This window comes from Kangiella aquimarina DSM 16071 (assembly GCF_000374105.1).
GTDB classification, from domain to species: Bacteria; Pseudomonadota; Gammaproteobacteria; order Enterobacterales; family Kangiellaceae; genus Kangiella; species Kangiella aquimarina.
On sequence record NZ_KB893650.1, the window covers coordinates 1,493,913 to 1,519,409 of the forward strand.

Below are 25,497 nucleotides of genomic sequence, written 5' to 3' on the forward strand. Positions count from 1 at the left end.
CCATTTAGCCAGCAATAATCTGCCATCCTCAAGCATAACTAACACCATTTTATAGGTGTTTGGTCATTTTCTACAAGTATTTGATTTGTTTTAGAAAAATGCTTACAGCCAAAAAAACCGCGGTGTGCCGAAAGTGGCGACGGATGCGGTGCGGTTAAGATAGTGTGTTTAGGGTTTTTTATCAAGCTGGATTTGGCCTGTGCCTGTGAACCCCATAGCAGGAATATAATTGGTTGATCTGCCCTGTTCAGTGCCTGTATGACTTCATCCGTGAATATTTCCCAACCACGTCCTTTATGTGAGTTTGGCTTGGCTGCTTCTACGGTTAAAACAGTATTCAGAAGAAGTACACCCTGTTTGGCCCAACCAGATAAGTCGCCATTTATAGGTTGCGTACAACCGATATCACTGACCAGCTCTTTATAAATGTTTCGGAGTGAAGGAGGCAGCGGCTGTTCTGGATTAACGGAAAAGCAAAGTCCGTTTGCCTGATTAGGACCGTGATATGGATCCTGACCTAAGATAACTACTTTTACCTGTGCGAACTCGGTCAAGCTGAGTGCTGCGAAGACTTGTTCCTTTGGGGGATAAATGGTTTTTCCGGACTCTCTTTCGGATTCTATAAATGACAATAACTCTTTGAAATAAGTTTGTTTTTTTACTGGCTCCAGAACTTCAGCCCAGCTGCTAATTGGCTCAGACATTCTTAAATGATTAAGTGATTTAGTGGGGTAGATTATAACGAATGTCAGTTATATGGCTACAGGGTAACCTTTTAGAGTTATGCCAATTGGTTAAACAGCCAATGATTTTGGTATGAGCAAAAGGCCCATATTAGTAATCGTTCGAATCAATAATGTTAAGTACATCATCCAGAGAACCGGGTGCCAAGTCCAAGTCATCGCCACGGGTATAATCATCTACTTCAAGTGCGCCACTCCAATCTTCTGGTGGCGCTGCCTGACTCAATTCGAGTAATTGCCAGCTATTAATGTCAAATTCTTCGATCTCTCCGCCAAAATACTGTACTTCGATAGTGCCTTCATCGTCATCTAAGGCCACTACTTCAAAAATGGTGTCCAGGTCAGAGCGTTTATACCAATGGCCACGTTGTGGCGTTAATAATTGTGCCATGTGACCTCCTTTTTTGAGTCTTTAATCTTTCATATTCAGAGTAGCATATTGCTCAAAAAATGCACGATTCCGGCTATTGATATTGTCTATTATGCGAAGTGGATTAACAAAGATTGCTCGCTAGTAATTGTGGTCATCATTAATTACAATGTGCGCAAATAACAGACCAATTAGTATGGAACACATGTCTTTATCGAAATTATATCAATCTCTTATTTATAGCCTTTTGATTTTATTACCTTTACCAGCATTTTCTGCTGAGTGGCGTGGGGTTATTGCTACAGAAGGTCGCTACTACTTTGAGGAAGGTGACTTTGGGCAGGAGCAGGAGCTAGCTTCTATAATGATTGAGCCTGAGTTTTTTCATAGCTGGGATGAGCACAATCTCAGCCTTGTCTTTAAGCCTTTTTATCGCTGGGATAGTATGGATAGCGAGCGTACTCATGGCGATATACGTGAACTGATGCTGCAATATATTGGTGATGAGTGGGAAGTAAAGGCGGGTATCGGGAAGGTTTTCTGGGGTGTGGCTGAGTCACAGCATTTAGTTGATATCATTAACCAGACTGACTTTGTTGAGAATATCGATGGTGAAGATAAATTAGGTCAGCCAATGGTAGCTCTATCAACCGAGCGTGACTGGGGGTTGCTAAGTATTTTCGCGTTACCAGGTTTCCGTGAAAGAACTTTTGCTGGTGAAGAGGGGCGTTTGCGTTTTCCTTATGTCATTGACACCGATAACCCCATTTATGCAGATCCTGATGGGAAGTCCCGTCTAGATGGAGCCATTCGCTGGTCAAACTGGTTTGGTGACTGGGACGTTGGTGTGGCACATTTTTCAGGAACCAGTCGAGAGCCACAGTTTGTTCTGGATACATCAAATCCTAGTAACCCAACGTTACGTCCTGTATATGTCACCATAGATCAAACCAGTATAGATTTGCAGGCAACTAAAGGCGCCTGGCTTTGGAAATTGGAGGCTATGAGTCGCTCTGGTTTTGAGTCAAGTCGCTATTCAGCTGCAGTGGGTGGCTTTGAGTACACTTTTTATGGTGTTACTGACTCTGGTGCCGATTTAGGCGTTATCATGGAGTATCAATATGATTCTCGTGATATTTTACCCGGCGGTTTCAAGCAGGAGGATGTGTTGGTAGGAGGTCTTCGTCTGGCAATGAATGACATTCCTTCAACAGAAGTCTTGCTTGGGTATTCCTATGCCGACAATCAACAATTTATCAATCTTGAAGCCAGTCGTCGTTTAGGTGATAGTTGGAAGTTGGTAGTAGAAGGGCGCTGGTTTGAAGGAATTGATGAAAACCGTCCCATGGATAGCATTTTTTATCCATTACGTAACGATGATTATTTGTCGATAACCTTTGAAAGGTACTTTTAGCCAATCAGTAACATAATCATTAAAAAAGGCGCCTTGAGCGCCTTTTTTCTATTTGTCACCAGTCTCGGTGGTCAAAATATACTCAAAGATATCATCATCAAGCCCAAGTTTGAGCGCATAAACCTGACGATAGGTCATGACCCTCTTAATATAATCTCGGGTTTCAGTGTAAGGAATGGCTTCTATCCAAACTTCAGTTGGGTAACGCCCATACTTTTTCCATTCCTCAATCCTGCTTTTCCCCGCATTGTAGGCTGCTGAAGCATACACTGGGTTTTGTTCAAGCTCCTCATATCGCATTTGCAAATAGCGACTGCCCATTTGAATATTAATGGATGGATCAAGCAGGTCACTTCTATGCGAGTAAGGAATTTGAAACTTTCTTGCAAAAGCTTGTGCAGTATTCGGCATGATCTGCATCAGTCCATATGCACCGGCTGGTGATACTGCTCTGGGCCCGTATGCACTTTCCTGGCGAGCGACGCCCATTAACCAATGTGGGGGAAGTTGAATCTGTTTGCCCATCTTAATGTAGTCTTCTTTAAATGCGGTAGGGAAACGGATGTCTGTATCATCCCAAACTTGGGCACGGGCAATGGTCAGAATACTTTGGTTATACCAGCCCCATTCATTGGCAATCACTGCTGCAGCCTGAAATTCCTCAGGAGTTTTTAATTGATTTAACAAACTACGCCATTCTCGAGTAGCGTCGAGATAGCGCTCTATGTCGTACAGCTCTTTGGCCCTTTCAACGTTAGCAGACTGTCGAACTGACTCCATGACTTCTTCAGGAATAATTAATGGTGCGTGATTTAACAATATTGGTTGCTTGGTGCGGACCGCGGCTTTATATCCATAGTAGTCACGTTCTTTAGCTAATTCAGTCAATAATATTGTTGCTTCTTCTTTTTGTCCCAGTTCATCTAATGCAACGGCATACCAATAACGCCATTGCTCGCTACTTTGCTGGTCAAATGGTAATAACTCATAAAGCTGGGTAATTGTTTGCCAGTCTTGTGTGCGTAAAAAAGTAACCAATTTCCAATGATTAACCAGTTCGTCATCCAGTAAGTCTTTTAATTTATCCTTTGCCATATCCACAGCTTTAGGATTGTTTTGGGTAGCCAGGGCAAGGAACAGAGTTCGCTCAACGTCCGATTTGTGTGCTCCTGCCAGTGGAACTCGGCTCTGAGTTCTTTTCCAGGCGTTATAGGCATCCTCCCGATCACCCCATGCAAGACGCTTTACGGCATACACAAGAATGGGGGCTTCTTTGTTCGGTTTTTTACCGGGAAAGAAGTTGGAGCGGGTTACTACTTTTGGATTGCGGCGGACTTTAAGCCATAGATCTGCCAAGTACTGTTCATCACGGGGCAGGTAACGTTTTAAATAGTTGAGCAGTCCGATAGGTCCTTCATGAGCAGTTTGATAAAACCTTTGGTAGGCAACATCCTGTTGTAACTGATTGTTATCTATCCACTTCTCAAAAATCTTGTCACACTCCTTGGGTTGAGACTTGGAGACGTTCCAAAGATTGGCTATCTGCTCAGAAAGCTCCTTTATCGGCTTTCCCTGATCAAGCTGGTGATTCAATATTTGGCAATCATAGCTGGCTACTGCGCCAAATGGATAATATTGCTCCAAAAGGGCATAGTTCTTATTTTTCGCAAGCTCCCGAATTAAGTCCCATCGGAGACGGCTGCTCAAAGGAGATGATTCATATTTATTAATAAAATCATCAACTTGCTGCTGACTATTTTTGTTCAGGCTTTCCTGAATTTCCTGGTACTCAAGATAAGGTAGCAAAGAATAATGAACGAGACTCTTTTTGAGCTTCTGGTATTCTTGCTGTTTACCCTGTTTTAATGCCTTTTCAGCATCAAGAAATGCTTGCTGTTCAGCTGTATAGGCTGGTTTGGCCTGCGCTGTACTAAAAAGCGTTATAATAGCAATGAGCTGGACAAGTAATAGTGTTCGCATTGTCATTATCTTCCTTGATTGAATGATGGCAAATTGGTGTGAGTTATATGCTGACTCTTATACAATAGGTTGGTTTGATTTTTTTTCACTGTTTTAATTGCTGTTTTGAACATTTTTCCGGTTGGGTGGGCAGTAAGTTAACGCTTGAATTTATACCAACAAGCATAGCTTGTTTAAAGTTAAATTCACGTGAAAAGTGTTTCTAAACTTTAGTATTGCAGGATACTTAAAAGTTCCATCCGTTAAATCGAGAGTTTGGCAATTTTTACTTGTTTTCGTGGTCCAAGGTATTGATAATGTGGCGCGTAATTTGCGAAGCTAAATTATCTTGACCGATAAGTTAGCAACACTCATTAAAACATTGAAGAGGTAATTACATGGGTACAGGTACCAAGTATAAAGCTCGTCCGATGGATGAAGATGGCTTTATTCACTACACAGACGAAGAGCATCAGGTTTGGCACGAATTAATAACGCGCCAGGAAAAACTGATCAAAGGTCGTGCCTGCCCTGAGTATTTTGAAGGTCTTGACAAAATTAACCTGCCTAAAGACCGCATACCTCAACTGGAAGAAGTTTCCAGTGTCTTACGAAAAGAAACCGGCTGGGAAGTAGCCTGGGTCCCTGCATTAATTAATTTTGATAAATTTTTTGCTCTTTTAGCAGATAAGAAGTTCCCTTGTGCAACCTTCATCCGTACACGAGAAGAAATGGATTATTTGCAGGAACCTGATGTTTTCCATGAGATTTTTGGCCATTGCGCCATGCTGACAAATCCATATTTTGCTGAATTCACTAGTGCTTACGGTAAATTGGGTTACGCTGCATCTAAGGAAGACCGAGTATTCCTTGCTAGACTTTATTGGTTTACCGTAGAGTTCGGCTTAATTAATACTGCAGAAGGCCAGCGTATTTATGGTGGTGGTATCCTTTCATCAATAGGTGAAACGCCTCATAGTTTGGAAAACCCAGACGTTATCCGTAAACCATTTGATCCTATTGATATCTTAAGAACACCATACCGTATTGATATTATGCAGCCTCAGTATTTTGTAATTGATGATTTTAAGCAATTATTTGATCTGGCAAAGTCTGATGTGATGTCGATGGTTAAGGAAGCCAAACGGCTTGGTTTGCATAAACCTCTCTATCCACCAAAAGAAGAGAAAATGGCCAGTTAATACATAACTGAACCTTCTAATTCAAGCAGCCCGCGATATTGTTAATATTAGCGGGCTGTTGCATAATGTGGGGATCGTAATTAGCCACTTTAAAATCAAGCTGTTACAGGGCAAATAGCATATATGTTATTGATATTCAGTAAACAAATCACACCAACGTTTATCGTTGCCGACCAGATTCGCGCTCAGTGGAGCTAGCGTCATTCAATTATGGCGTATGCTGCATGCGCATTGTCCGCGAGTTTCGCCAGTTTATAAGCGAAGCGGGCTAACCCTTTAAATAGACGGGCATCATCACAAGTTAATGATTTCGTCTGAATACTTTCGACAGAGGCTGCAACAATAGATATGGAGCCTCTTATAAATTTCGAGGAGTCAAACATGACTGATACTACATTTAATCCACTAGGCACTGATGGTTTTGAATTTGTTGAATACACAGCACCTAGCGAAGAGGGTGTTAAAAAATTAAAAGAATTATTTGAATTACTTGGTTTTACAGAAATCGCCAAGCATAAGAGCAAAAACGTCGTTTTGTTCCGTCAGGGCGATATCAACTTTATCGTTAATGAAGAACAGAGCGGTTATTTCCATGAGTTCAGTAAACAACATGGACCATGTGCCTGTGCAATGGCATGGCGCGTTGCTGATGCTCAGAAAGCCTTTGATTATGCTGTAGAGAAGGGCGCAAAGCCTTTTGATCAAGAAGAGCAAATGTCGCACCCTGCGGTTTATGGCATTGGCGGCTCGGTTCTATACTTCATCGACAAGTGGGGCAACAAGCCTGAAAGCTTCTATGACGATGATTTTGAGTATTATGACGGTGTTGAAAAATTCCCTAAAGGTAGAGGCCTTCATACCCTTGATCACCTAACTCACAATGTTAAGCGTGGCGGCATGGATGTTTGGGCAACTTTCTACGAGAACATCGCTAACTTCCGTGAAATTCGTTACTTTGACATTAAAGGTAAGCAAACAGGCCTATTCTCTAAAGCCATGACAGGCCCTTGTAATAAACTTCGTATCCCAATTAATGAATCTTCAGATGAGAAGTCGCAAATTGAAGAGTTCTTGAAAGAGTACAATGGTGAGGGTATTCAACACATCGCTCTATCGACAGATGACATCTATAAAACTATTGAAGATCTTCGTGCCGGCGGTATGAAGTTTATGGATACTCCTGATACATACTACGACATGATTCCAAAGCGTATTCCTAAACACCATGAAGATGTTGAAGAGTTGCGTAAGAACCGTATTCTGATTGACGGTTCCTTGGAGCATGAAGAAGGTATCTTATTACAGATTTTTACCAATACTGTGATTGGTCCAATTTTCTTCGAAATTATCCAGCGTAAAGGTAATCAGGGCTTTGGCGAAGGTAACTTTAAGGCGCTCTTCGAATCAATCGAACTTGACCAGATTCAACGCGGAGTAATTTAAGATGCGTAAATGGATTGCGTTCCCTCACAAGGAAGGAACCATTTCACGTCAGGCCCACGCAGATTTGCCAGAAGAGGCGATTTATGAGCGTGAGGCCGGCCGAAGTGGTTTCTTCGGTCCAACCGCTCATTTTCATCATAAGCGTGCACCGACCTCGTGGGAAAAATGGGAAGGCCCATTACGCCCACGAGCTTTTGATTTGAATGATCTTGATAAGGCCAGTGCATCGCCATGGAGCGCCAAAGAGCTGTTGCACAATGCAAGCTGTAAATTCCGTATTTGGGAATGCGCTGAAGCAATGCCTGCATTGGCGCGAAATGGTGATGGTGATGAGCTGTTGTTCATCCATAAGGGTAAGGGTGATTTATTCTGCGATTACGGACACATGGAAATTCGTGATGGTGACTATGTTGTCATTCCTCGCGGAACTATGTGGCGCCTTGAGCCGCAAGAGCCAATGACAATGTTGTTGATTGAAGCAACCAACGACAGCTACCAACTTCCAGAAAAAGGTTTAGTTGGGCCGCAGGCTATTTTTGACCCAGCGATGCTGGATGTACCAAGCGTCAATGATAAGTTCCTTGCGCAGCAGGATGACACACCATGGTCGGTTGAAATTAAACGTCGTGACCAGTTGTCAAAAGTTCACTTCAACTATTCGCCGCTTGATGCGATTGGCTGGCATGGTGATTTATCTGTTGTGAGAATTAACTGGCGCGATATTCGCCCATTAATGTCGCATCGCTATCATTTACCACCGTCGGCTCATACGACATTCGTGGCCAGTCGTTTTGTGATATGTACTTTCGTTCCGCGCCCAATTGAGTCAGATCCGGGTGCTCTGAAAGTTCCTTTCTATCACAATAATGATGACTTTGATGAAGTGATCTTCTATCACGCGGGTGACTTCTTCAGTCGCGACAATATTGATGCGGGTATGGTCACATTCCACCCATCTGGTTTCACTCATGGCCCACATCCGAAAGCCTTCGAAGCAGGGCGTAAGTACGCCAAGAAGGAAACCGATGAAGTGGCAGTAATGATTGATACCCGTGATGCTTTAGAGGTTTCAGATGCAATGAGCAGTGTTGAAAATGTGGAGTACTGCAATAGCTGGAAAGCCAGCAAATAACTGTATCGAAATCATTAAACATATTTGACAAGAATTTAGGAAGTAATAATGAAATTAGCAACTTTAAAAGATGGTTCTCGTGACGGACAACTAGTTGTTGTCAGCCGTGATCTAACCCGTGCTGTTAAGCCTGGCTTTGTTAAGACAATGCAGGCAGCATTGGATGACTGGGATAACTTTAAACCAAAGCTTGATTTACTGTATGCGGACCTAAATGAAGGCAAAGCAACAGATGCTTTTGAATTTGATCAGACTAAATGTGAGTCACCATTACCACGAGCTTATCAGTGGGCAGACGGTAGTGCATATGTGAATCATGTTGAGCTTGTACGTAAAGCACGCGGTGCTGAAATGCCTGAATCATTCTGGACAGATCCATTGATGTATCAGGGCGGCAGTGATGCCTTCCTTGGACCACGCGAAAATATCAAGATGGCCAGTGAAGAGTATGGTATTGATATGGAGGCAGAGGTTGCGGTTGTTACGGGTGACGTTCCTATGGGTGCAACTAATGAGCAGGCTGAAAAAGCAATTCGTTTACTTATGACAGTGAATGATGTGTCGCTGCGTAATTTAATACCTGGAGAGCTTGCCAAAGGGTTTGGTTTCTTCCAGTCAAAGCCATCTTCAGCATTTTCTCCTGTGGCGGTAACTCCTGATGAGTTAGGCGATAAGTGGGATGGTAAGAAAGTGTACCTTCCACTAGTTACTCACCTTAATGACAAGCTACTAGGTAAGCCTGAGTGTGGTGTTGATATGGTGTTTGACTTCCCAACATTGGTTGCTCATGCAGCAAAAACTCGTCCTTTAAGCGCGGGGACTATTGTGGGTTCTGGTACTATTTCGAATAAAGATCAATCTACTGGTTCGTCATGTTTGGCGGAAGTTCGTATGCTTGAAATCATTGCTGATGGCAAACCTTCAACACCATTCATGCAATTTGGCGATCGTGTGACTATCGAAATGTTCGATGAGAATGGCGATAGTATCTTTGGCCAAATTAACCAGGTTGTTGAAAAATATCAGACCCAAGGTTAATTGAAGGAGAGGGTTTATGCTGAAACTGTATAGCTATTGGCGCTCAACGGCAGCTTATCGAGTTCGAATTGCGTTAAATCTTAAACGACTGTCTTACCAGATGATCCCTGTTCATCTAGTTAAAGATGGTGGTCAGCAGCATAAACCCGAATACCTTGAACAAAACCCACAGGGCTTAGTTCCCTTGTTGGATGATAATGGAAAGCTTTTAAGCCAGTCGATGGCTATTTGTGAGTATTTGGATGAAGCTTTTGATGGCCCTGCATTGCTTCCCACTGAACCTTTTGCAAAAGCCAAAGTCAGAAGCCTGTGTCAGGTTATTGCCTGCGATATTCATCCGATTGATAACCTTCGAGTTCTGAAGTATTTAAAAAGTGAACTTAAGGTCAGTGATGACGCCAAGGATAAATGGTATGCACACTGGATTCACGAAGGTTTTGGGGCCATTGAAAAGCAGCTACAAAGCTATAAAGATCAGGGGCCTTTTGCTTTTGGTGAGCAAGTAACATTAGCGGATGTCTTCATCGTAGCGCAAATGTACAATGCTCGTCGTTTTAACCTGGATTTGACCGCATATCCACGACTGGTTGATATTGAGCAGCATTGTTTAACCTTGGATGCTTTTAAAGATGCCAAGCCTGAGTCACAACCTGATGCAGAATAGTCAGTGAACTAATAACTAAATTCTTCAATACAAAGAGAAACAGAATGAAACAACAGCAACTTAAGAAAACGGTACTTGCGTCATTATTAACCCTAACAAGTGGGTTGGTTTTATCAGCCCCTTATGATGTTGTTGACTTGGGTGGACTAGGTGGTAATTATAGCGTCGCGTTCGGCATAAACGAACAAGGTGTTGCAGTTGGAACTGCTAATGGCCCACTAGATGAGAATGATGAAAGAGAGTTTAATGCACACGCGGTACTTTTCAATGAAAGTTTTACTTCGGATCTTGGCGTACTTGAAGGTGGAAGCTTGAGTGAGGCAACAGACATTAACTCTTCTATGATCGCAGTTGGGTACGCAAATGTAATAACAGAGACAGAACTTGAAAATGGTGGAACTGCGACGACTATCCAGAATTTCGCAACCGTTTTTGATAATGGCACAGCTCAAAAATTACCAAGTAATGAAAACCTTGTTCAAACAAAAGCATATGCTTTAAATGATAATAATTTAATAGTAGGTACTGGTTATTTTTTACCTGAAGGGAGTCAAGAGTCCTACGAAAGGGGATTTATTTACGATTACAATAACAGTATATACACATTGGTTGAACCATTAACTAATGAGCAGGAAAGGCAATCCTATTTAGTTGATATCAATGAATCTGGGCTTGCGTTAGGTTACTCAGATGCGCTATTGGACTCAGTGACATTTACAATTAAGTCATTTGTTTTTAACACCAGCAATAGTGAAATTTCTGAATTGCCAACATTTGAGGATAGTTATACTTTTGCTCAAGGTATTAATGTCCATAATGAGATTGTGGGTAGTGTTCAGTTCTCTCTAACGAGCCCTAGACAAGAAGCTTTTTACTATGATTTGAATAGTGGTTCTGATGCTTTAACATTTTTAGGTTTTTTTCAACCTGATTTTAATGACTCTAGAGCCCGAGATATAAATGATAATGGGCAGATTGTTGGCCGGGCTTTAGCCTCCTCGCCAACACTTAATGAGTATGCTGCTTTCATCTATGAAAATGATGAAATGAAAAACCTTAATGAGCTAATACCTTGTGACTCTGGTTGGAAATTAACTGAAGCAACTAGTATCAACAACTCAGGTCAGATTGTTGGCTTTGGTGTTAAAGATGGTGAAATAAGAGCTTTTAGACTTGATCCTACTAGTGGGGAAGCAGAAGTTTGTGAAACTGAAGAAGACAACAAATCAGGTGGTGGTAGTATCCCGCTAATTACTCTAATGCTTTTGGCATTTGTTGGCTTCAAGAGAAAGCTTAAGCTGTAGTCATATAGAGAGTTACACGAAGTGAAAAAAAGCGGCTTATAAGCCGCTTTTTTTGTCCATAATAAATTACATGTTGGGGTAGTTGGGACCACCAGTCCCTTCAGGTGTTACCCAATTAATATTTTGACTTGGGTCTTTAATGTCACACGTTTTACAGTGCACACAATTTTGTGCATTGATAACAAACTTCGGATTGTTTCCATCATCATCACGAACAACTTCATATACGCCAGCAGGGCAGTAGCGTTGAGCTGGCTCATCATATTTCTCTAAGTTGACTTCAATCGGTATTGAAGAATCTTTGAGTTGCAGGTGAACCGGTTGATCTTCTTCATGATTAGTGTTCGAGACAAACACTGATGAAAGCTTATCAAATGACAACTTACCATCTGGCTTAGGGTAATGGATTTTTTTACACTCCGAGGCCGGTTTCATCTGAGCATAATCTGGCTCTGGATCGCGTAAAGTCCAAGGTAGTTTACCGTTGAAGATATTCAGGTCGATAAAGGCATAAGCAGATCCGATTAAATTGCCCCATTTATGCTGAGCTGGACCGAAATTACGTTGTGCATACAGCTCTTTCCAGGCCCATGAATTCTTGTAGTTTTCCGCATATTCAACCAAATCATCATTGGCACGCTTGCCGTTGATGGCGGCAATGACTGTTTCTGCGGCAATCATGCCTGATTTCATGGCGGTGTGAGATCCTTTGATTTTAGCAAAATTCAAGGTTCCAGCGTCATCGCCAATCAACAAGCCGCCAGGGAACGACATTTTTGGCTGCGATTGAAGGCCACCTTTGGTGATCGCACGCGCGCCATAAGAAATGCGTTCGCCGCCTTCAAGGTATTGCTTGATGACTGATTGATGCTTATAGCGCTGAAACTCATCAAATGGACTGACGTGCGGGTTAGAGTAGGACAGGTCAGTAATGAGGCCAACAACAACATGCTGGTCTTCAATATGATAGAGGAAACCACCACCAGCAGAGCCTGACTCACTCAGTGGCCAGCCCGCAGTATGAACTACAAGTCCTTGCTTATGCTGCTCAGCTGGTACTTTCCACAATTCTTTGATACCAATGCCGTAGTGCTGTGGGTCTTTATCTTTATCCAGCTCATATTTTGCAATAAGCTCTTTGCCTAAATGACCGCGACAACCTTCTGCGAACAAGGTGTACTTGGCATGTAGCTCCATGCCTGGCATGTAGCTATCTTTCTTTTCTCCATCACGCCCGATACCCATATCACCGGTAGCAATACCTTTAACTGAGCCGTCTTCATTATAAAGAACCTCAGAAGCAGCAAAACCTGGGAAAATTTCAACGCCCAACATTTCCGCCTGTTCTGCCAGCCAGCGACAGACATTACCCAAGCTCACAATGTAGTTGCCATCATTGTGCATGGTTTTAGGTGCAAAGAAATTTGGGATTTTGGTAGCCTTATCCTGATTCTTGAACAGGTAAATATTATCTTCGGCAACCTTGGTCAAAAGGGGAGCGTTTTTATCCTGCCAATCAGGAATGAGTTCGTTAAGAGCTGTTGGTTCGAAGACGGCTCCAGAAAGGATGTGTGCACCGACTTCGGAGCCTTTCTCAACCACACAGACCATCAATTCCTGGTCATTTTGGGCTGCCAGCTGGCGAAGGCGAATCGCGGCTGATAGACCCGCAGGGCCTGCACCAACGATTACGACATCAAACTCCATAAATTCACGTTCCACTTAATTCTCCCCTTATCTGTTTTTTTACTCAAAAACGGTTAAAATCTGTTCAAATTTGGCTCAAATTGACCGTTTACTATTGACCTTAAGGCCTTAAAACGTCACCATTGCGGCCTATTTTACTAAAGATAGGCGCTCCAGTCGTCTATATCTGGCGAAATTATACATAGATAGGGTTTTCATGAAAATTCTCGTTGCAATAAAACGTGTTATTGATGCGAATGTTAAGGTTCGTGTTAAGGCGGACAACACTGGCGTTGAAACTGCCAATGTAAAAATGTCCATGAATCCATTCTGTGAAATTGCTGTCGAAGAAGCAGTACGCCTGAAAGAAAAGGGTGTAGCTAGCGAGGTGATTGCAGTTTCAATTGGCAACCAGCAGTGCCAGGAAAGCTTACGTACAGCTTTGGCCTTAGGTGCTGACCGCGCTATTTTGGTTAAGTCCGAAGATGAACTTGAGCCATTAGCGGTTGCTAAAGTCCTGAAGACAGTTGTTGAAAAGGAGCAGCCAGAGATGGTTCTTCTTGGTAAACAGTCAATTGATGGTGATAACAACCAGACTGGCCAGATGCTTGGCGCATTACTTGGCTGGGGACAAGGTACCTTTGCTTCTAAAGTTGAAGTTGCTGACGGTAAAGCTCAGGTTACCCGTGAGATTGATGGCGGCCTACAAACTCTGTCGGTCAAATTGCCAGCGATTATTACAACTGACTTACGCTTGAACGAGCCACGCTTTGCCTCTCTTCCAAACATCATGAAAGCAAAGCGCAAACCGCTTGATGAGCTCGCGATTGCTGATTTGGGTGTTGACGTTGCTCCTCGCACTGAAACATTAACTGTTGAAAATCCTCCAGCACGTAAAGAAGGCATCAAAGTCGAAACGGTTGCTGAGTTGGTGGACAAACTAAAAAATGAAGCGAAGGTGATCTAATGGCCACTTTAATCATTGCAGAACACAATAATAGCGAACTTCAGGCTGCGACATTTAACACTATTGCTGCGGCAAAAGAATTATCTGGTGAAACCGTAGTTTTAGTTGCCGGTCATAATTGTCAGGCAGTAGCCGATGAAGCAGCAAAAGCTGAAGGTGTTGATAAAGTTCTTTTGGCAGAAGCAGAACATTATGCACACTTGCTGGCTGAAGATTTGGACAAATTAGTTGTAGAACAGGCTGAAAATTTTACTCATGTTCTTGCTCCAGCAACAACCTTTGGTAAGAACATTGCGCCACGCATTGCAGCTCTTTTAGATGTTCAACAAATCTCTGACATTATCGCAATTGAAAGCGATGATACTTTTAAGCGTCCTGTGTATGCGGGTAATGCAATTGCAACTGTTAAAAGCAACGACGGTAAAAAAGTCATTACCGTTCGTGCTACTGCATTTGATGCTTTGTCACATGAAGGCGGTTCTGCTTCCGTTGAGTCGATTGGTACAACAGAACATGGTGCTTTAGTGGATTATGTCGGCGAAGAGTTAACCGAGTCTGAGCGTCCAGAACTGACATCAGCAAAAGTAATCGTTTCTGGTGGTCGCGGTATGGGAAGTGGTGAAAACTTCGCCATGCTTGAGCAATTGGCTGACAAGTTAGGTGCAGCAGTTGGTGCATCGCGTGCTGCGGTTGATGCTGGCTTTGTTCCTAATGACTATCAAGTTGGCCAAACCGGTAAAATCGTTGCTCCGGAATTATACATCGCCGTTGGCATATCAGGTGCGATTCAACACTTGGCGGGTATGAAAGACTCGAAAGTCATTGTTGCCATCAACAAAGATGAGGAAGCTCCAATATTCCAGGTCGCAGATTATGGTTTGGTAGCTGACTTATTTAAAGTGGTTCCAGAGTTGGTAGAATCACTTTAAGTAAATACTGCTCACACATAAAAAAACCGCCAACTGGCGGTTTTTTTATTGCTAACTTTATTTATTAAGCTGCTGCATTGGTTGATTCAAAGATTTTGTCAGCGCTGGCTGCTACGAACCCTTGGTATAGTTCACCATTCTCCATTGCAAATCTTTCTGCAAACTCATAGAAGCATGAACGGATAGGGTAGGTGCCGTCTTCAAATTTCCAGTCGACAATATTTGCCATGGTCGAGCTTTGCTTTAGGCATACTTCTTCGCTGCCTTTAATTTCGCCACCACTGGTATTGAGTTCGAAATTCTTTTGCTTAAGAAACTCGTTAACATCTTCAAGAGTCGCAAGATTTGATAGGTGATTGACAGAAACAGTAAAGTGGTTAGCGCGTAAGCCAAAAGCAGCAAGCCAGGCAGCATATTCACTTTCTTCTAGCAGCTTTTCGTAAGCTGTTCGTGAAATTTTACCCCAAGGGCGGCTTGGCAGTTGCAAACCATTTTTACCGATACTCCAGTTAGCTTCCGCGATTAAACCGCGGCAGAACATTTGTAGCTCTGATGAAAACTCTTCCAACAACAGTTCACTCACGAAGATTTTTGGGGCATCTTTATCGGTTTCATGAGCGAAGTGCTTTGCATACAATTTCTTCTCTTCGAAATGGTATTCGCCTGCTTCCTGATAACCGAATTGCTTGAGATGTTCGCCAATATGTTTAAGGTTAATCAAACCGTCATTAAAGGTTCTCAGTGCTATGTGATCGTTAGTGATAACACTTTCACCTAACTTTTTGAATTCATTGTGAATTGCCAATGCATCAGGAGTGATCGCAATATAATCTTCCCAAAGAGCATTAAACAGAGTATTCATATCAATAAGTACCTTTGTGCTTTGTGTGAATCTGGTAAGAGGACAGACCAATTGTATAATAATTGGCCCGTCGTTCTCTAGTGAATTCTGAAAATGAATGTGTGTTGTTGTGAACTAGACGTTTTTCACGGTTTGTAAGAAGTGTTTGAAAACCCCTGGATTGGCCGCAAGAATGCTGGCTGAATCTCCAGTGTACTGATTTCCCTTGATGTCACTGACCATACCACCGGCTTCTTTTACAATAAGTACGCCGGCAGCTGTATCCCAGTCGCTTAGTCCAAACTCCCAGAAGCCGTCCATACGACCTGCCGCAACATAAGCAAGATCCAGTGCAGCAGAACCTGCACGACGCATATCAATACAATGTGGGTATACTGCCTGGAAGTATTCCAGGTATTTATCAAGATCCTGACCTTCTCTAAATGGAAAACCTGTGGCCAAGATAGCGCCATCTAACTTCTTAGAAGCACTAACGCGAAGGCGGGTGTTATTTAATTGTGCTCCTGAGCCCTTGGCGGCACTGAACATTTCATCCTGAAGCGGATCATAAACCACTGCAGCAACGGTTTTGCCTTTCTGGCGAACTGCAATTGAAACACAGAAATGGGGGATGCCGCGAAGGAAGTTGGTTGTGCCATCGATAGGATCGATAACCCATTCGACATCACTTTTGCCCTGATGGCCACTTTCTTCAGCGAAGATTGCATGCTCAGGATAGCTTTTGTGAATAGTATCAATGATGAGCTGTTCGGCTTGCTCGTCGATATTACTGACGAAATCATTAGTGCCTTTGCTTTGCGCGATAATACGATCGCGATTGGCAAATGCTTTTGCAATAAAGTCACCCGCACGGTTAGCCGCGCGCACGGCAATTGTTTTGTACGCATTCATGTTGATACCACCACTGTCAAAGAACTGTTAGCTCAAGGCTAAAAACGCGCGCATCATATCAAATTATAAGCTCAGGTAAAATAATTATGATTATAAATAGGGGATTTGTGCTGGCTTTGTTATCATATCGGGATATTGATTTATGCATAATTTCAACATCTTATGAGCCAAAACCTGTCTCAGGAACCTCAATTTGATACTCAGCTACTCGAAAGTATCAAGATAGTACTGTGTCAAACCAGCCACCCAGGCAACATAGGTGCTACTGCCAGAGCCATGAAAACCATGGGGTTAAGTCAGTTAGTGCTGGTCAATCCTAAAGATTTCCCATCTGAAGAAGCTTCAGTTAGATCATCAGGAGCATTAGACGTACTGGATAGTGCTGTTGTTGTTGATACCATCGAGGAAGCACTGGCCGACTGTCGGTTAATCATTGGCACCAGTTCTCGTAATCGAGCCTTACCCTGGCCATTAATTGAGCCGCGCGAGATGGGGCAAATAATCCGCGAGCAGCCAGAGGCAAGACCTGTTGCGATTGTTTTCGGTCGTGAAAGTACCGGACTTCTCAATGAGGAATTACAGCTTTGTCATTACCACGTTAATATTCCAGCTAATCCTCAATATATGTCTTTAAATCTGGCAGCCGCTGTTCAGTTGATTGCTTATGAAATTCGGATAGCGAGTAAAGTGGAATCTTCACAAGATGTTTACGCAGTAGAAGATTATAGTGACGCCAACTTAAACGACTTGGATAAAGAGAGCGAACAATTGGCGAGCTTTGAAGACGTGGATGGCTTATATAACCATTTGGAATCTACTATGAAGCAAACGGAATTCTATAACCCCGCGCAACCTAAATTATTACCTGCTAGAATACGCAGAATTCTTGCCAAGGCACATCTTAATAAAGGTGAAGTAAATATCCTGAGAGGATTTTTATCTTCCATGGATAAGTACATCAAGCGTCAAATCAAAGGCCAGTAGTATGTTTAAACGCATCAAAGAAGATATCAAAAGTGTTTATCACCGCGATCCTGCAGCGCGTAACAATTTTGAAATTCTGACCAACTATCCTGGTCTTCATGCAGTCTGGTATCACCGTCTAGCGCACAAGCTCTGGAATGCTAATTGGAAGTGGCTGGCTCGCACAATATCAACGCTGGCTCGCTGGTTAACTGGTGTTGAGATCCATCCGGGTGCAAAAATCGGTCGCCGATTTTTCATTGACCATGGCATGGGTGTTGTAATTGGTGAAACTGCAGAAATCGGTAACGACTGTACTATTTATCATGGAGTCACCTTGGGCGGCACCAGCTGGAAGGCTGGGAAACGTCATCCAACCTTAGAAGATGGTGTTGTGATTGGTGCGGGTGCAAAAGTTCTTGGTCCCATAACTTTGCACAAAAACGCGAGGGTAGGATCTAATGCGGTTGTTGTTAAGGATGTACCTGAAGATACCACAGTTATTGGTATACCTGCCCGGGAAGCATCACGTTCAAAACATGATGGTGATGAAATTTTCGAGGCTTATGGCATCAGTGCAGATCAACAAGACCCACTCACACAAGCAATTCGAAGCATGTATTCTCATGCTAATGCCATGGAAGCCCAGCTTCATTCCATTTGCTGCGCATTGAAATCAAAGGGCTTTGACCTGAACGAGTTTGATTTACCGGACATCGACTGTAAAGCCATATTGGATGCTAATGGTAAGCATGATGCTACTGGTAGTGATGTAGGCCAGCCTGAAACAAAATCAAAATCCGATAAAACCAGCTAATCTTATAATATCCTAGTAATCTATTTAGGTATCTGCTTGATATTGATCATGAATTATTTTAATGGAAACCGACGTTTATCATTAGTGGTAATTAAATCAATAAGTTATATATCGTCTTATAAGATGGTTAGTGGTTCGGAAAGTTGACTAATTTAGTCGGGTATGGGATCATAGGCATGTAATTTATAGGATTAGCTTATGAAACTCAGTACTAAAGGGCGATACGCGGTAACTGCCATGCTCGACTTGGCGCTACACAGCGGTAATGGCCCCATAACATTGGCGGAAGTCTCAAGCAGACAGGATATTTCACTGTCCTATCTTGAGCAGCTATTTTCCAAGTTGCGAAAAGCAAGCTTGGTTGAGAGCGTGCGTGGGCCTGGTGGAGGTTATGAACTGAAAAGACCCTCCAGTCAGATTTCAATCGCTGAAGTTGTTTTGGCTGTCAATGAGCCACTGAGTGCAACTAAGTGTAATGGTAAAGGTGGCTGTCAAGATGGCGATCTTTGCTTATCGCACCAGCTCTGGAGTGAATTAAGCGATCAGATTTATCAGTTCCTGAGTGGAATTACTTTGGAGCAAGTGATTCAAAGACGGTTTGTGAAGAAAATTGCAGAGCGTCAGAACCAACGTTTTCGCGAAGAAGACGTTATTTTATTTAGTTAACGATTTATTAGCTGCTATATCACGGCAGTTTATAGGCAAACGAAACAGCGGAGAAAAGCATGAAATTACCCATCTATCTTGATTACGCAGCAACTACGCCAGTCGATCCGCGTGTTGCCGAGAAGATGGTTCAATACATGAGTGTTGACGGTATCTATGGTAACCCGGCTTCTCGCTCTCACAAATTTGGTTGGGAAGCGGAAGAGGCGGTTGATATTGCTCGTCAACAGGTAGCTGAATTAATTAATGCAGACCCTCGTGAGATCGTCTGGACATCAGGTGCAACTGAGTCAGACAACTTAGCGATTAAAGGGGCTGCTCATTTTTATGGTAAGAAAGGAAAACATATCATTACCGTAAAAACTGAACATAAAGCAGTTTTAGATACAACCCGCCAGCTCGAGCGCGAAGGTTACGAAGTAACTTATATGGAAGTTCAGGAAGATGGCCTGGTAGATCTTAAGGCACTTGAAAACGCGATGCGTGACGACACTATTTTGGTCAGCATCATGCACGTCAATAACGAAACTGGTGTGGTACAGGATATTGATGCTATCGGTGAAATGTGCCGTGAGCGCAAAATCATTTTCCATGTCGATGCAGCGCAAAGTGCTGGTAAATTACCGATTGATGTAGAAAAGACTAAAGTGGATTTGATGTCTATTTCAGGCCACAAAATGTATGGTCCAAAAGGTATCGGTGTTTTGTATGTGCGTCGTAAACCACGTGTTCGTTTGGAAGCGCAAATGCACGGCGGTGGCCATGAGCGTGGTATGCGTTCAGGTACTTTGCCGACTCACCAAATCGTTGGTATGGGTGAAGCTGCGCGTATAGCTAAAGAAGATATGGCTAGCGATAATGAACGTATCATCCGCTTGCGTGAGCGTTTATGGAATGGCGTTAAAGATATGGAAGAAGTGTATCTGAATGGTCATCCTGAAAAACGTGTAGCGGGTATTATTAATATCAGTTTCAACTTTGTTGAAGGTGAGTCGTTGATTATGGCGCTGAAAGATTTAGCGGTTTCATCTGGCTCAGCATGTACATCAGCCAGTTTGGAACCATCGTATGTATTGCGCGCATTGGGTCGTGATGACGAACTGGCACACAGCTCGATTCGTTTCACAATCGGACGCTTTACTACCGAACAAGAAGTGGATTACGCCATTGAGAAAATTCAAAGCTCAATTGGCCGTTTACGTGAATTATCGCCTCTTTGGGAAATGTACAAAGATGGTGTGGACTTGTCTAAAGTTGAGTGGCAGGCCCACTAAACAATCGTAGGAGATATTACTATGGCATATAGCGAAAAAGTTATTGATCATTATGAAAACCCACGCAATGTTGGTTCTTTTGAGAAGGCTGACAACAGCGTAGGTACAGGTATGGTCGGTGCGCCTGCGTGTGGTGATGTAATGAAACTGCAAATTAAAGTAAATGAGCAGGGCATTATTGAAGACGCAAAATTTAAAACTTATGGGTGTGGTTCTGCGATTGCTTCAAGCTCTTTAATCACTGAATGGGTTAAGGGCAAAACAATCGACGAAGCTCAGTCAATTAAGAACACTCAAATTGCTGAAGAGCTTGCTTTACCTCCTGTAAAAATTCACTGCTCAGTACTGGCTGAAGATGCCATTAAAGCCGCAGTGAAAGACTACAAAGATAAGCACGGTCAATAATCGAAAAATTAACAGTAAACCAGGTAAGTAGATTAGGATTTAATATGGCAATCACCTTATCAGATGCAGCAGCAGATCGCGTGAAGAGTTTTATGGCCAATCGTGGCAAAGGACTTGGCATACGACTTGGTGTAAAAACCACAGGTTGCTCTGGATTAGCTTATGTCCTTGAGTTTGTTGATGAGCTCGAAGAAGATGATGTCGTTTTCGAAGATAAGGGCGTCAAGGTGATAGTAGATCCTAAAAGTAAACTTTACCTGGATGGTACTCGGTTGGAGTTTAAGAAAGAAGGTCTGAATGAAGGCTTTGAGTTTGTGAACCCTAATGTAAAAGGCGAGTGTGGTTGTGGTGAGTCCTTTACCGTATAACCAGTTAATTTAATCATTAGCTTTAACAATTAATACCAGCATTACTGAACTCAGACTCTGATTATGACTAAAGCACAGCAAAACTACTTTGAAATATTCGGCCTTGAGCCGAATTTTTCTATAGATGTACCAAAACTGTCATCTAAATTGAGAGCGCTTCTCAACAGTGTTCATCCAGACAGGTTTGCCAGCTCTGGCTCTCAGCAACAAATGCTTTCAATGCAAAAAACAACTCAGCTTAATGATGCTTTCGCAGTACTCAAAAATCCAGTCAAGCGAGCCCAGTATCTGCTGCATTTGAAAACTGGTATTGATACTTCAAAAGAACATACCGTGAATGACCCTGAGTTTTTGATGCAACAGCTTGAGTTACGAGAAGAGCTGGAAGACATTTCAGCCAGCAGTGATATTTCTCAGCTTAACCAGTTTGCTGATAAAATTAGTGAGTTGGAAGAAGTCCAGGAACAGCAGATGGCTGAACTGTTTTTGCAGAAGCCACTGGATACGGATGAGCTCCAAAAAGCGATTTATAAGCTGCAATTCTTGCATAAGACCTTGTCCGATATAGAACAGGCAGAAGACAAGCTTTTAAGCTAAATACCTCAAACAGTAAGTATTATTTATGGCGTTACTTCAAATTTCAGAGCCCGGTAAAAGTACAGACCCTCACCAGCATCGGCTGGCAGCAGGCATAGACCTGGGTACTACAAACTCTCTTATAGCCACGGTACGTAGTGGCAAAGCCGAGACATTAGCTGACCTGGAAGGTGATCACATCCTCCCTTCAATTGTTCATTACGCAAAAGACGGCACTGTATCAGTAGGCAAATCTGCGAAATTATTTGTCTGTTCTGATGCTAAAAATACTATTAGTTCAGTAAAGCGACTAATGGGACGTGGCCTCAAAGACGTGCAAAAGATAAAAGAGTTTAGCGCCAATCAGCTGACTGCTTCGGGTACAGGTATGCCAGCGGTTGAAACCGATTGCGGCATGAAAAATCCCGTCGAAGTTTCCAGTGAAATCTTAAAGTCCTTAGTAAAACGTGCTGAGGAATCATTGGGTGATGAATTGGGCGGTGTTATTATTACTGTTCCTGCCTATTTTGACGAGGCACAGCGCCAGGCAACTAAAGATGCAGCTCAAATCGCGGGCGTAAAAGTCCTGCGCTTAATTAGTGAGCCGACAGCAGCAGCAGTGGCTTATGGCCTGGATACTGGCAGTGAAGGTATTCATGCCATTTATGATTTGGGTGGTGGCACCTTTGATATTTCAATCCTGCGCCTTGAAAAAGGTGTATTCGAAGTTATGGCAACTGGGGGCGATAGCGCTCTTGGTGGCGATGATTTCGATAGAGCGATTGCTGGATATCTTGTCGAGCAGGCTAACATTGATAAAGGTGATCGTAGCGCCTATCAAATGGCCATGATTAAAGCGCGTGAAGTAAAAGAGGCTTTAACCAACAAAGAACGCGTTGAAATTAACTTTATGCACTGGAAGGGCTCAATGGATCGCGCTTTGATGGAGTCATTAATTGCCTCTATTGTGGATAAAACTCTAGCCGCCTGTCGTCGAACATTGAAAGATGCCGGTCTGAAAGCTTCTGAAGTGCAAGATATTGTGATGGTGGGCGGCTCGACTCGTGTACCATTAGTTCGTCAAAAAGTTGAAGAGTATTTTGGTAAAAAGCCCCTGACTGATATCGACCCTGACAAAGTAGTTGCGATTGGTGCAGCAATTCAGGCCGACGTTCTTATTGGTAATAAAAGTGATGAGGACATGTTGTTGCTTGACGTTATTCCTCTTTCGCTTGGTGTTGAGACCATGGGCGGACTTGCAGAAAAAATTATCCCAAGAAATACACCAATTCCTATCGCGCGAGCTCAGGAATTTACCACCTATAAAGATGGTCAAACTGCGATGGCTATTCATGTGGTACAGGGAGAGCGTGAGCTGGTTGAAGATTGTCGTTCATTGGCACGTTTCGAATTGCGTGGTATTCCCCCAATGGTTGCAGGTGCAGCACGAATCAAGGTGACTTATCAGGTGGATGCTGATGGTTTGCTAAAGGTGACTGCCGAAGAGACTATAACCGGTGTAAAATCTGATATTACGGTCAAGCCGTCTTATGGTCTGAACGATGAACAGATCACCTCGATGCTGCAATCGTCAGTGAGCCATGCCGAAGAAGACATGAAAGCGCGCATGTTGCGTGAGCAGCAGGTTGAAGCAAAGCGTGTGATAGAAGCTGTAGAGGCTGCTTTGGCAGAGAATGGTGATGAGCTGTTATCCAAAGATGAACGCCATGCTATTGAAGAAGCGCTGAAACAGCTTGCTTACATTGCTGAAAATGGTGATATTGAGGCCATTGAAGAAGCGATAAAAGTTGTAGATAAGAGTACTGAAGAGTTTGCCAGTCGCCGGATGGATGCAAGTATTGCAAAAGCTCTGGTTGGTCATGAAATTGATGAAATATAAGGGTTTATAATGCCTAAAGTAATTTTCTTACCGCACGAAGAGTTATGTCCAGAAGGAGCCGTTTTCGAAGCTGAGAAGGGCGAAACGATACTGGATGTTGCTCTGCGTAATGATATTGAAATTGAGCATGCGTGTGAAATGTCCTGTGCATGTACCACTTGCCACGTTGTCGTCCGCGAAGGCTTTGATTCATTAGAAGAAAGTGATGAGCTGGAAGACGACATGCTGGATAAGGCCTGGGGATTAGAGCCTGAGTCGCGCTTAAGCTGTCAGGCCATAGTGGATGATGAAGACTTAACCGTCGAAATTCCGAAATACACCATTAACCAGGTTTCCGAGCGTCATTAGAGGCTAGTTTTAAGAGAGTGTTGCCATGAAATGGATAGATAGTTTAGATATTGCTATTGAGCTTTATGAAAAGCACCCGGAGGTTGACCCTAAAACGGTTAACTTCGTAGATTTACAGAAGATGGTGATGGGGCTTGAAGACTTTGACGATGATCCAAAGCGTTGTGGTGAGCGTATCCTTGAAGCCATCCAAATGGCCTGGATAGAAGAAGCCGAATAGACCAATTTTTGAGCGTATAAAATTCAGAAAAGAGTCAACAAAAGGTTGTATTTTCTGCAAAAAACAGTATTATACGCGTCTCACCAAAAACGCACTTTGGTGACTCTCGAAAGAGAATTTGGGTTGCTAGCTCAGTCGGTAGAGCATCTGACTTTTAATCAGGTGGTCACAGGTTCGATTCCTGTGCAACCCACCAAATTCTTAACCCTCTACTAGAGGGGACAAAAAAGCCGCTAATGGTAACATTAGCGGTTTTTTTATGCCTGTTATTCTGAGTCTTTTACTTCCTGAAATAATGTACCGATAGAAAACCTCAATAAAGTCATAATTTCTCTGAATTTAGACTTGAGTTTTCAGCTCAAAAAGGTATTATACGCGCCATCGAGTTAGGCCAAGGCCTGACCAGAGATTTGGGTTGCTAGCTCAGTCGGTAGAGCATCTGACTTTTAATCAGGTGGTCACAGGTTCGATTCCTGTGCAACCCACCAAATCTTTTCTCCTTCTATTGGAGAGGGAAGCAAAAGCCGCTAATGGAAACATTAGCAGCTTTTTTTTGTCTACGTCCATTCTGCTCAAGTATTTTTGTCGATGCTGTAGAACCTAGATTCTACAATTAACCCCAGAACACCGAGCGTCATTAAAAATACCGCCAAGATCAAGAATATGTTGTTGGCAGTGCTCCGCTTATCTTCAAGTCTTTTGACATAGTAGTCTCTAAATCCCTCATTGAGCTTTACTGTAAAAGACTCTCCTTTGTATTCACGCGTGATAATACTGTCAGAGTTCCTGTTATGCGTTGTTTGATTAAACTTCTGTGGGACATAGCTACCAGTAAACTTAATATAGCAATGCTTTTCCTCATCGGCTTTTAAGCATTCATTGATTTCATGCTTGAAGTCCACACCAGTTGACCGGTATTCATATTGCTTATTACTTGAAAGTAGTTCTAAGTGAGCCATAAAAAGAAATAGAACGGCCACCAAGATAAAGGTAGAGCAAACAATAACCGCTGCTTTTCGTTTTCCTATAGATACTTCATGTTTATTATTCGTTGAGTTTGCGATGATGGGTATATGCATCAAGTTCTTACGTATGTAGTCGCTGTTTAATCCCTTCAGCATCTCATCTGGCGTTACCTCGTATGCTGTGCATAGCTTGTCGAACATTTCCGTGGAGGGGATGCTTTTGTCATTTTCTAACTTTGAGAGGTAGGACTGTTCAATCCCAAGCTTTCTAGCAAATTCAGGCTGAGTCCAGCCGCTGGTTGAGCGTAAAGCGCGTAGTTTTTCACCAAGTGTCATTGTTGTTTCTCCATAAAATTAATGTCGTTAGCCACACGAAAAGTGACCTTTTTAT

Annotated in this window: 26 protein-coding genes and 2 tRNA genes; 21 read left to right on the plus strand and 7 right to left on the minus strand. The window is 42.8% G+C overall.

What is annotated here, in order from left to right; translation table 11 throughout:
- Positions 1 to 38: 38 nt before the first annotated feature.
- Together ung and B158_RS0107220 are read right to left on the minus strand one after the other, a co-directional pair.
- Complete coding sequence (ung, locus tag B158_RS0107215; protein WP_018624696.1) at positions 39 to 704, minus strand: uracil-DNA glycosylase; 666 nt, start codon at positions 702 to 704, stop codon at positions 39 to 41.
- A gap of 130 nt (positions 705 to 834) precedes the next feature.
- On the minus strand, positions 835 to 1,134 hold the full coding sequence (locus B158_RS0107220) for a DUF6763 family protein (RefSeq protein ID WP_018624697.1): 300 nt from the start codon (positions 1,132 to 1,134) through the stop codon (positions 835 to 837).
- A gap of 184 nt (positions 1,135 to 1,318) precedes the next feature.
- Here B158_RS0107220 and B158_RS0107225 point away from each other — a divergent pair, with 184 nt between their 5' ends.
- The gene (locus B158_RS0107225; protein WP_033414010.1) at positions 1,319 to 2,527 is read left to right on the plus strand and encodes a hypothetical protein; all 1,209 of its coding nucleotides are present in this window, start codon (positions 1,319 to 1,321) and stop codon (positions 2,525 to 2,527) included.
- Between the two features lie 48 nt (positions 2,528 to 2,575).
- On the opposite strand, the gene B158_RS0107230 is transcribed toward B158_RS0107225, so the two are convergent.
- Positions 2,576 to 4,513: a transglycosylase SLT domain-containing protein gene (locus B158_RS0107230; protein WP_156823054.1), complete on the minus strand. Its 1,938-nt coding sequence runs from the start codon at positions 4,511 to 4,513 to the stop codon at positions 2,576 to 2,578.
- 371 nt (positions 4,514 to 4,884) lie between these two features.
- Between B158_RS0107230 and phhA the strand changes: the two genes are divergently transcribed.
- The 6 genes from phhA (at position 4,885) to B158_RS0107265 (ending at position 11,269) form a co-directional block, all read left to right on the plus strand.
- Complete coding sequence (gene phhA / locus B158_RS0107235; RefSeq protein WP_018624700.1) at positions 4,885 to 5,688, plus strand: phenylalanine 4-monooxygenase; 804 nt, start codon at positions 4,885 to 4,887, stop codon at positions 5,686 to 5,688.
- A 381-nt stretch (positions 5,689 to 6,069) separates the two neighbouring features.
- Positions 6,070 to 7,131 (plus strand): 4-hydroxyphenylpyruvate dioxygenase, encoded by a 1,062-nt coding sequence (hppD, locus tag B158_RS0107245; RefSeq protein WP_018624702.1) that lies wholly within the window; start codon positions 6,070 to 6,072, stop codon positions 7,129 to 7,131.
- Between the two features lies 1 nt (position 7,132).
- Positions 7,133 to 8,263: a homogentisate 1,2-dioxygenase gene (locus B158_RS0107250; RefSeq protein WP_018624703.1), complete on the plus strand. Its 1,131-nt coding sequence runs from the start codon at positions 7,133 to 7,135 to the stop codon at positions 8,261 to 8,263.
- A 48-nt stretch (positions 8,264 to 8,311) separates the two neighbouring features.
- The gene (locus B158_RS0107255) at positions 8,312 to 9,301 is read left to right on the plus strand and encodes a fumarylacetoacetate hydrolase family protein (RefSeq protein WP_018624704.1); all 990 of its coding nucleotides are present in this window, start codon (positions 8,312 to 8,314) and stop codon (positions 9,299 to 9,301) included.
- Positions 9,302 to 9,317: 16 nt separating this feature from the next.
- Complete coding sequence (gene maiA, locus B158_RS0107260; protein WP_018624705.1) at positions 9,318 to 9,965, plus strand: maleylacetoacetate isomerase; 648 nt, start codon at positions 9,318 to 9,320, stop codon at positions 9,963 to 9,965.
- 44 nt (positions 9,966 to 10,009) lie between these two features.
- Complete coding sequence (locus tag B158_RS0107265; RefSeq protein WP_018624706.1) at positions 10,010 to 11,269, plus strand: DUF3466 family protein; 1,260 nt, start codon at positions 10,010 to 10,012, stop codon at positions 11,267 to 11,269.
- A 66-nt stretch (positions 11,270 to 11,335) separates the two neighbouring features.
- Here the strand turns inward: B158_RS0107265 and B158_RS0107270 are convergent, their stop codons facing one another.
- Positions 11,336 to 12,991: an electron transfer flavoprotein-ubiquinone oxidoreductase gene (locus B158_RS0107270; RefSeq protein ID WP_018624707.1), complete on the minus strand. Its 1,656-nt coding sequence runs from the start codon at positions 12,989 to 12,991 to the stop codon at positions 11,336 to 11,338.
- Positions 12,992 to 13,172: 181 nt separating this feature from the next.
- Here B158_RS0107270 and B158_RS0107275 point away from each other — a divergent pair, with 181 nt between their 5' ends.
- Entirely contained in the window at positions 13,173 to 13,922 is a 750-nt protein-coding gene (locus tag B158_RS0107275) for an electron transfer flavoprotein subunit beta/FixA family protein (RefSeq protein WP_018624708.1), read from the plus strand.
- Complete coding sequence (locus tag B158_RS0107280; protein WP_018624709.1) at positions 13,922 to 14,851, plus strand: electron transfer flavoprotein subunit alpha/FixB family protein; 930 nt, start codon at positions 13,922 to 13,924, stop codon at positions 14,849 to 14,851. The genes B158_RS0107275 and B158_RS0107280 overlap by 1 nt, the downstream gene beginning before the upstream one ends.
- Before the next feature lie 64 nt (positions 14,852 to 14,915).
- Here the strand turns inward: B158_RS0107280 and B158_RS0107285 are convergent, their stop codons facing one another.
- Together B158_RS0107285 and B158_RS0107290 are read right to left on the minus strand one after the other, a co-directional pair.
- A complete protein-coding gene (locus B158_RS0107285) occupies positions 14,916 to 15,713 on the minus strand; it encodes a DUF1338 domain-containing protein (protein ID WP_018624710.1) in 798 nt (265 codons plus the stop codon).
- Between the two features lie 114 nt (positions 15,714 to 15,827).
- A complete protein-coding gene (locus tag B158_RS0107290; protein ID WP_018624711.1) occupies positions 15,828 to 16,604 on the minus strand; it encodes an inositol monophosphatase family protein in 777 nt (258 codons plus the stop codon).
- Positions 16,605 to 16,766: 162 nt separating this feature from the next.
- Between B158_RS0107290 and B158_RS0107295 the strand changes: the two genes are divergently transcribed.
- From B158_RS0107295 to B158_RS0107350, 12 genes are all read left to right on the plus strand, one after another.
- Positions 16,767 to 17,588 carry an RNA methyltransferase gene (locus B158_RS0107295; protein WP_018624712.1) on the plus strand — a complete coding sequence of 274 codons (822 nt, stop codon included), beginning with the start codon at positions 16,767 to 16,769 and terminating at the stop codon, positions 17,586 to 17,588.
- Between the two features lies 1 nt (position 17,589).
- The gene (cysE, locus tag B158_RS0107300) at positions 17,590 to 18,384 is read left to right on the plus strand and encodes a serine O-acetyltransferase (protein ID WP_018624713.1); all 795 of its coding nucleotides are present in this window, start codon (positions 17,590 to 17,592) and stop codon (positions 18,382 to 18,384) included.
- 198 nt (positions 18,385 to 18,582) lie between these two features.
- The gene (locus B158_RS0107305) at positions 18,583 to 19,050 is read left to right on the plus strand and encodes an Rrf2 family transcriptional regulator (protein ID WP_018624714.1); all 468 of its coding nucleotides are present in this window, start codon (positions 18,583 to 18,585) and stop codon (positions 19,048 to 19,050) included.
- Between the two features lie 59 nt (positions 19,051 to 19,109).
- Positions 19,110 to 20,324 (plus strand): IscS subfamily cysteine desulfurase, encoded by a 1,215-nt coding sequence (locus B158_RS0107310; RefSeq protein ID WP_018624715.1) that lies wholly within the window; start codon positions 19,110 to 19,112, stop codon positions 20,322 to 20,324.
- Between the two features lie 21 nt (positions 20,325 to 20,345).
- Positions 20,346 to 20,729 carry a Fe-S cluster assembly scaffold IscU gene (gene iscU, locus B158_RS0107315; protein WP_018624716.1) on the plus strand — a complete coding sequence of 128 codons (384 nt, stop codon included), beginning with the start codon at positions 20,346 to 20,348 and terminating at the stop codon, positions 20,727 to 20,729.
- A gap of 44 nt (positions 20,730 to 20,773) precedes the next feature.
- Positions 20,774 to 21,097, plus strand: a complete 324-nt coding sequence (gene iscA / locus B158_RS0107320) for an iron-sulfur cluster assembly protein IscA (protein WP_018624717.1) — start codon at positions 20,774 to 20,776, stop codon at positions 21,095 to 21,097.
- A 63-nt stretch (positions 21,098 to 21,160) separates the two neighbouring features.
- Positions 21,161 to 21,694 carry a Fe-S protein assembly co-chaperone HscB gene (gene hscB, locus B158_RS0107325; RefSeq protein WP_018624718.1) on the plus strand — a complete coding sequence of 178 codons (534 nt, stop codon included), beginning with the start codon at positions 21,161 to 21,163 and terminating at the stop codon, positions 21,692 to 21,694.
- A gap of 25 nt (positions 21,695 to 21,719) precedes the next feature.
- On the plus strand, positions 21,720 to 23,573 hold the full coding sequence (gene hscA / locus B158_RS0107330; RefSeq protein WP_018624719.1) for a Fe-S protein assembly chaperone HscA: 1,854 nt from the start codon (positions 21,720 to 21,722) through the stop codon (positions 23,571 to 23,573).
- Between the two features lie 9 nt (positions 23,574 to 23,582).
- A complete protein-coding gene (gene fdx / locus B158_RS0107335) occupies positions 23,583 to 23,921 on the plus strand; it encodes an ISC system 2Fe-2S type ferredoxin (protein ID WP_018624720.1) in 339 nt (112 codons plus the stop codon).
- 25 nt (positions 23,922 to 23,946) lie between these two features.
- Positions 23,947 to 24,141 carry a Fe-S cluster assembly protein IscX gene (iscX, locus tag B158_RS0107340; RefSeq protein WP_018624721.1) on the plus strand — a complete coding sequence of 65 codons (195 nt, stop codon included), beginning with the start codon at positions 23,947 to 23,949 and terminating at the stop codon, positions 24,139 to 24,141.
- 120 nt (positions 24,142 to 24,261) lie between these two features.
- A tRNA-Lys gene (locus tag B158_RS0107345) sits at positions 24,262 to 24,337 on the plus strand.
- 216 nt (positions 24,338 to 24,553) lie between these two features.
- Positions 24,554 to 24,629, plus strand: a tRNA-Lys gene (locus tag B158_RS0107350).
- Positions 24,630 to 24,713: 84 nt separating this feature from the next.
- Here B158_RS0107350 and B158_RS0107355 read toward each other — a convergent pair.
- A complete protein-coding gene (locus B158_RS0107355; protein ID WP_018624722.1) occupies positions 24,714 to 25,442 on the minus strand; it encodes a helix-turn-helix domain-containing protein in 729 nt (242 codons plus the stop codon).
- Positions 25,443 to 25,497: the final 55 nt, after the last annotated feature.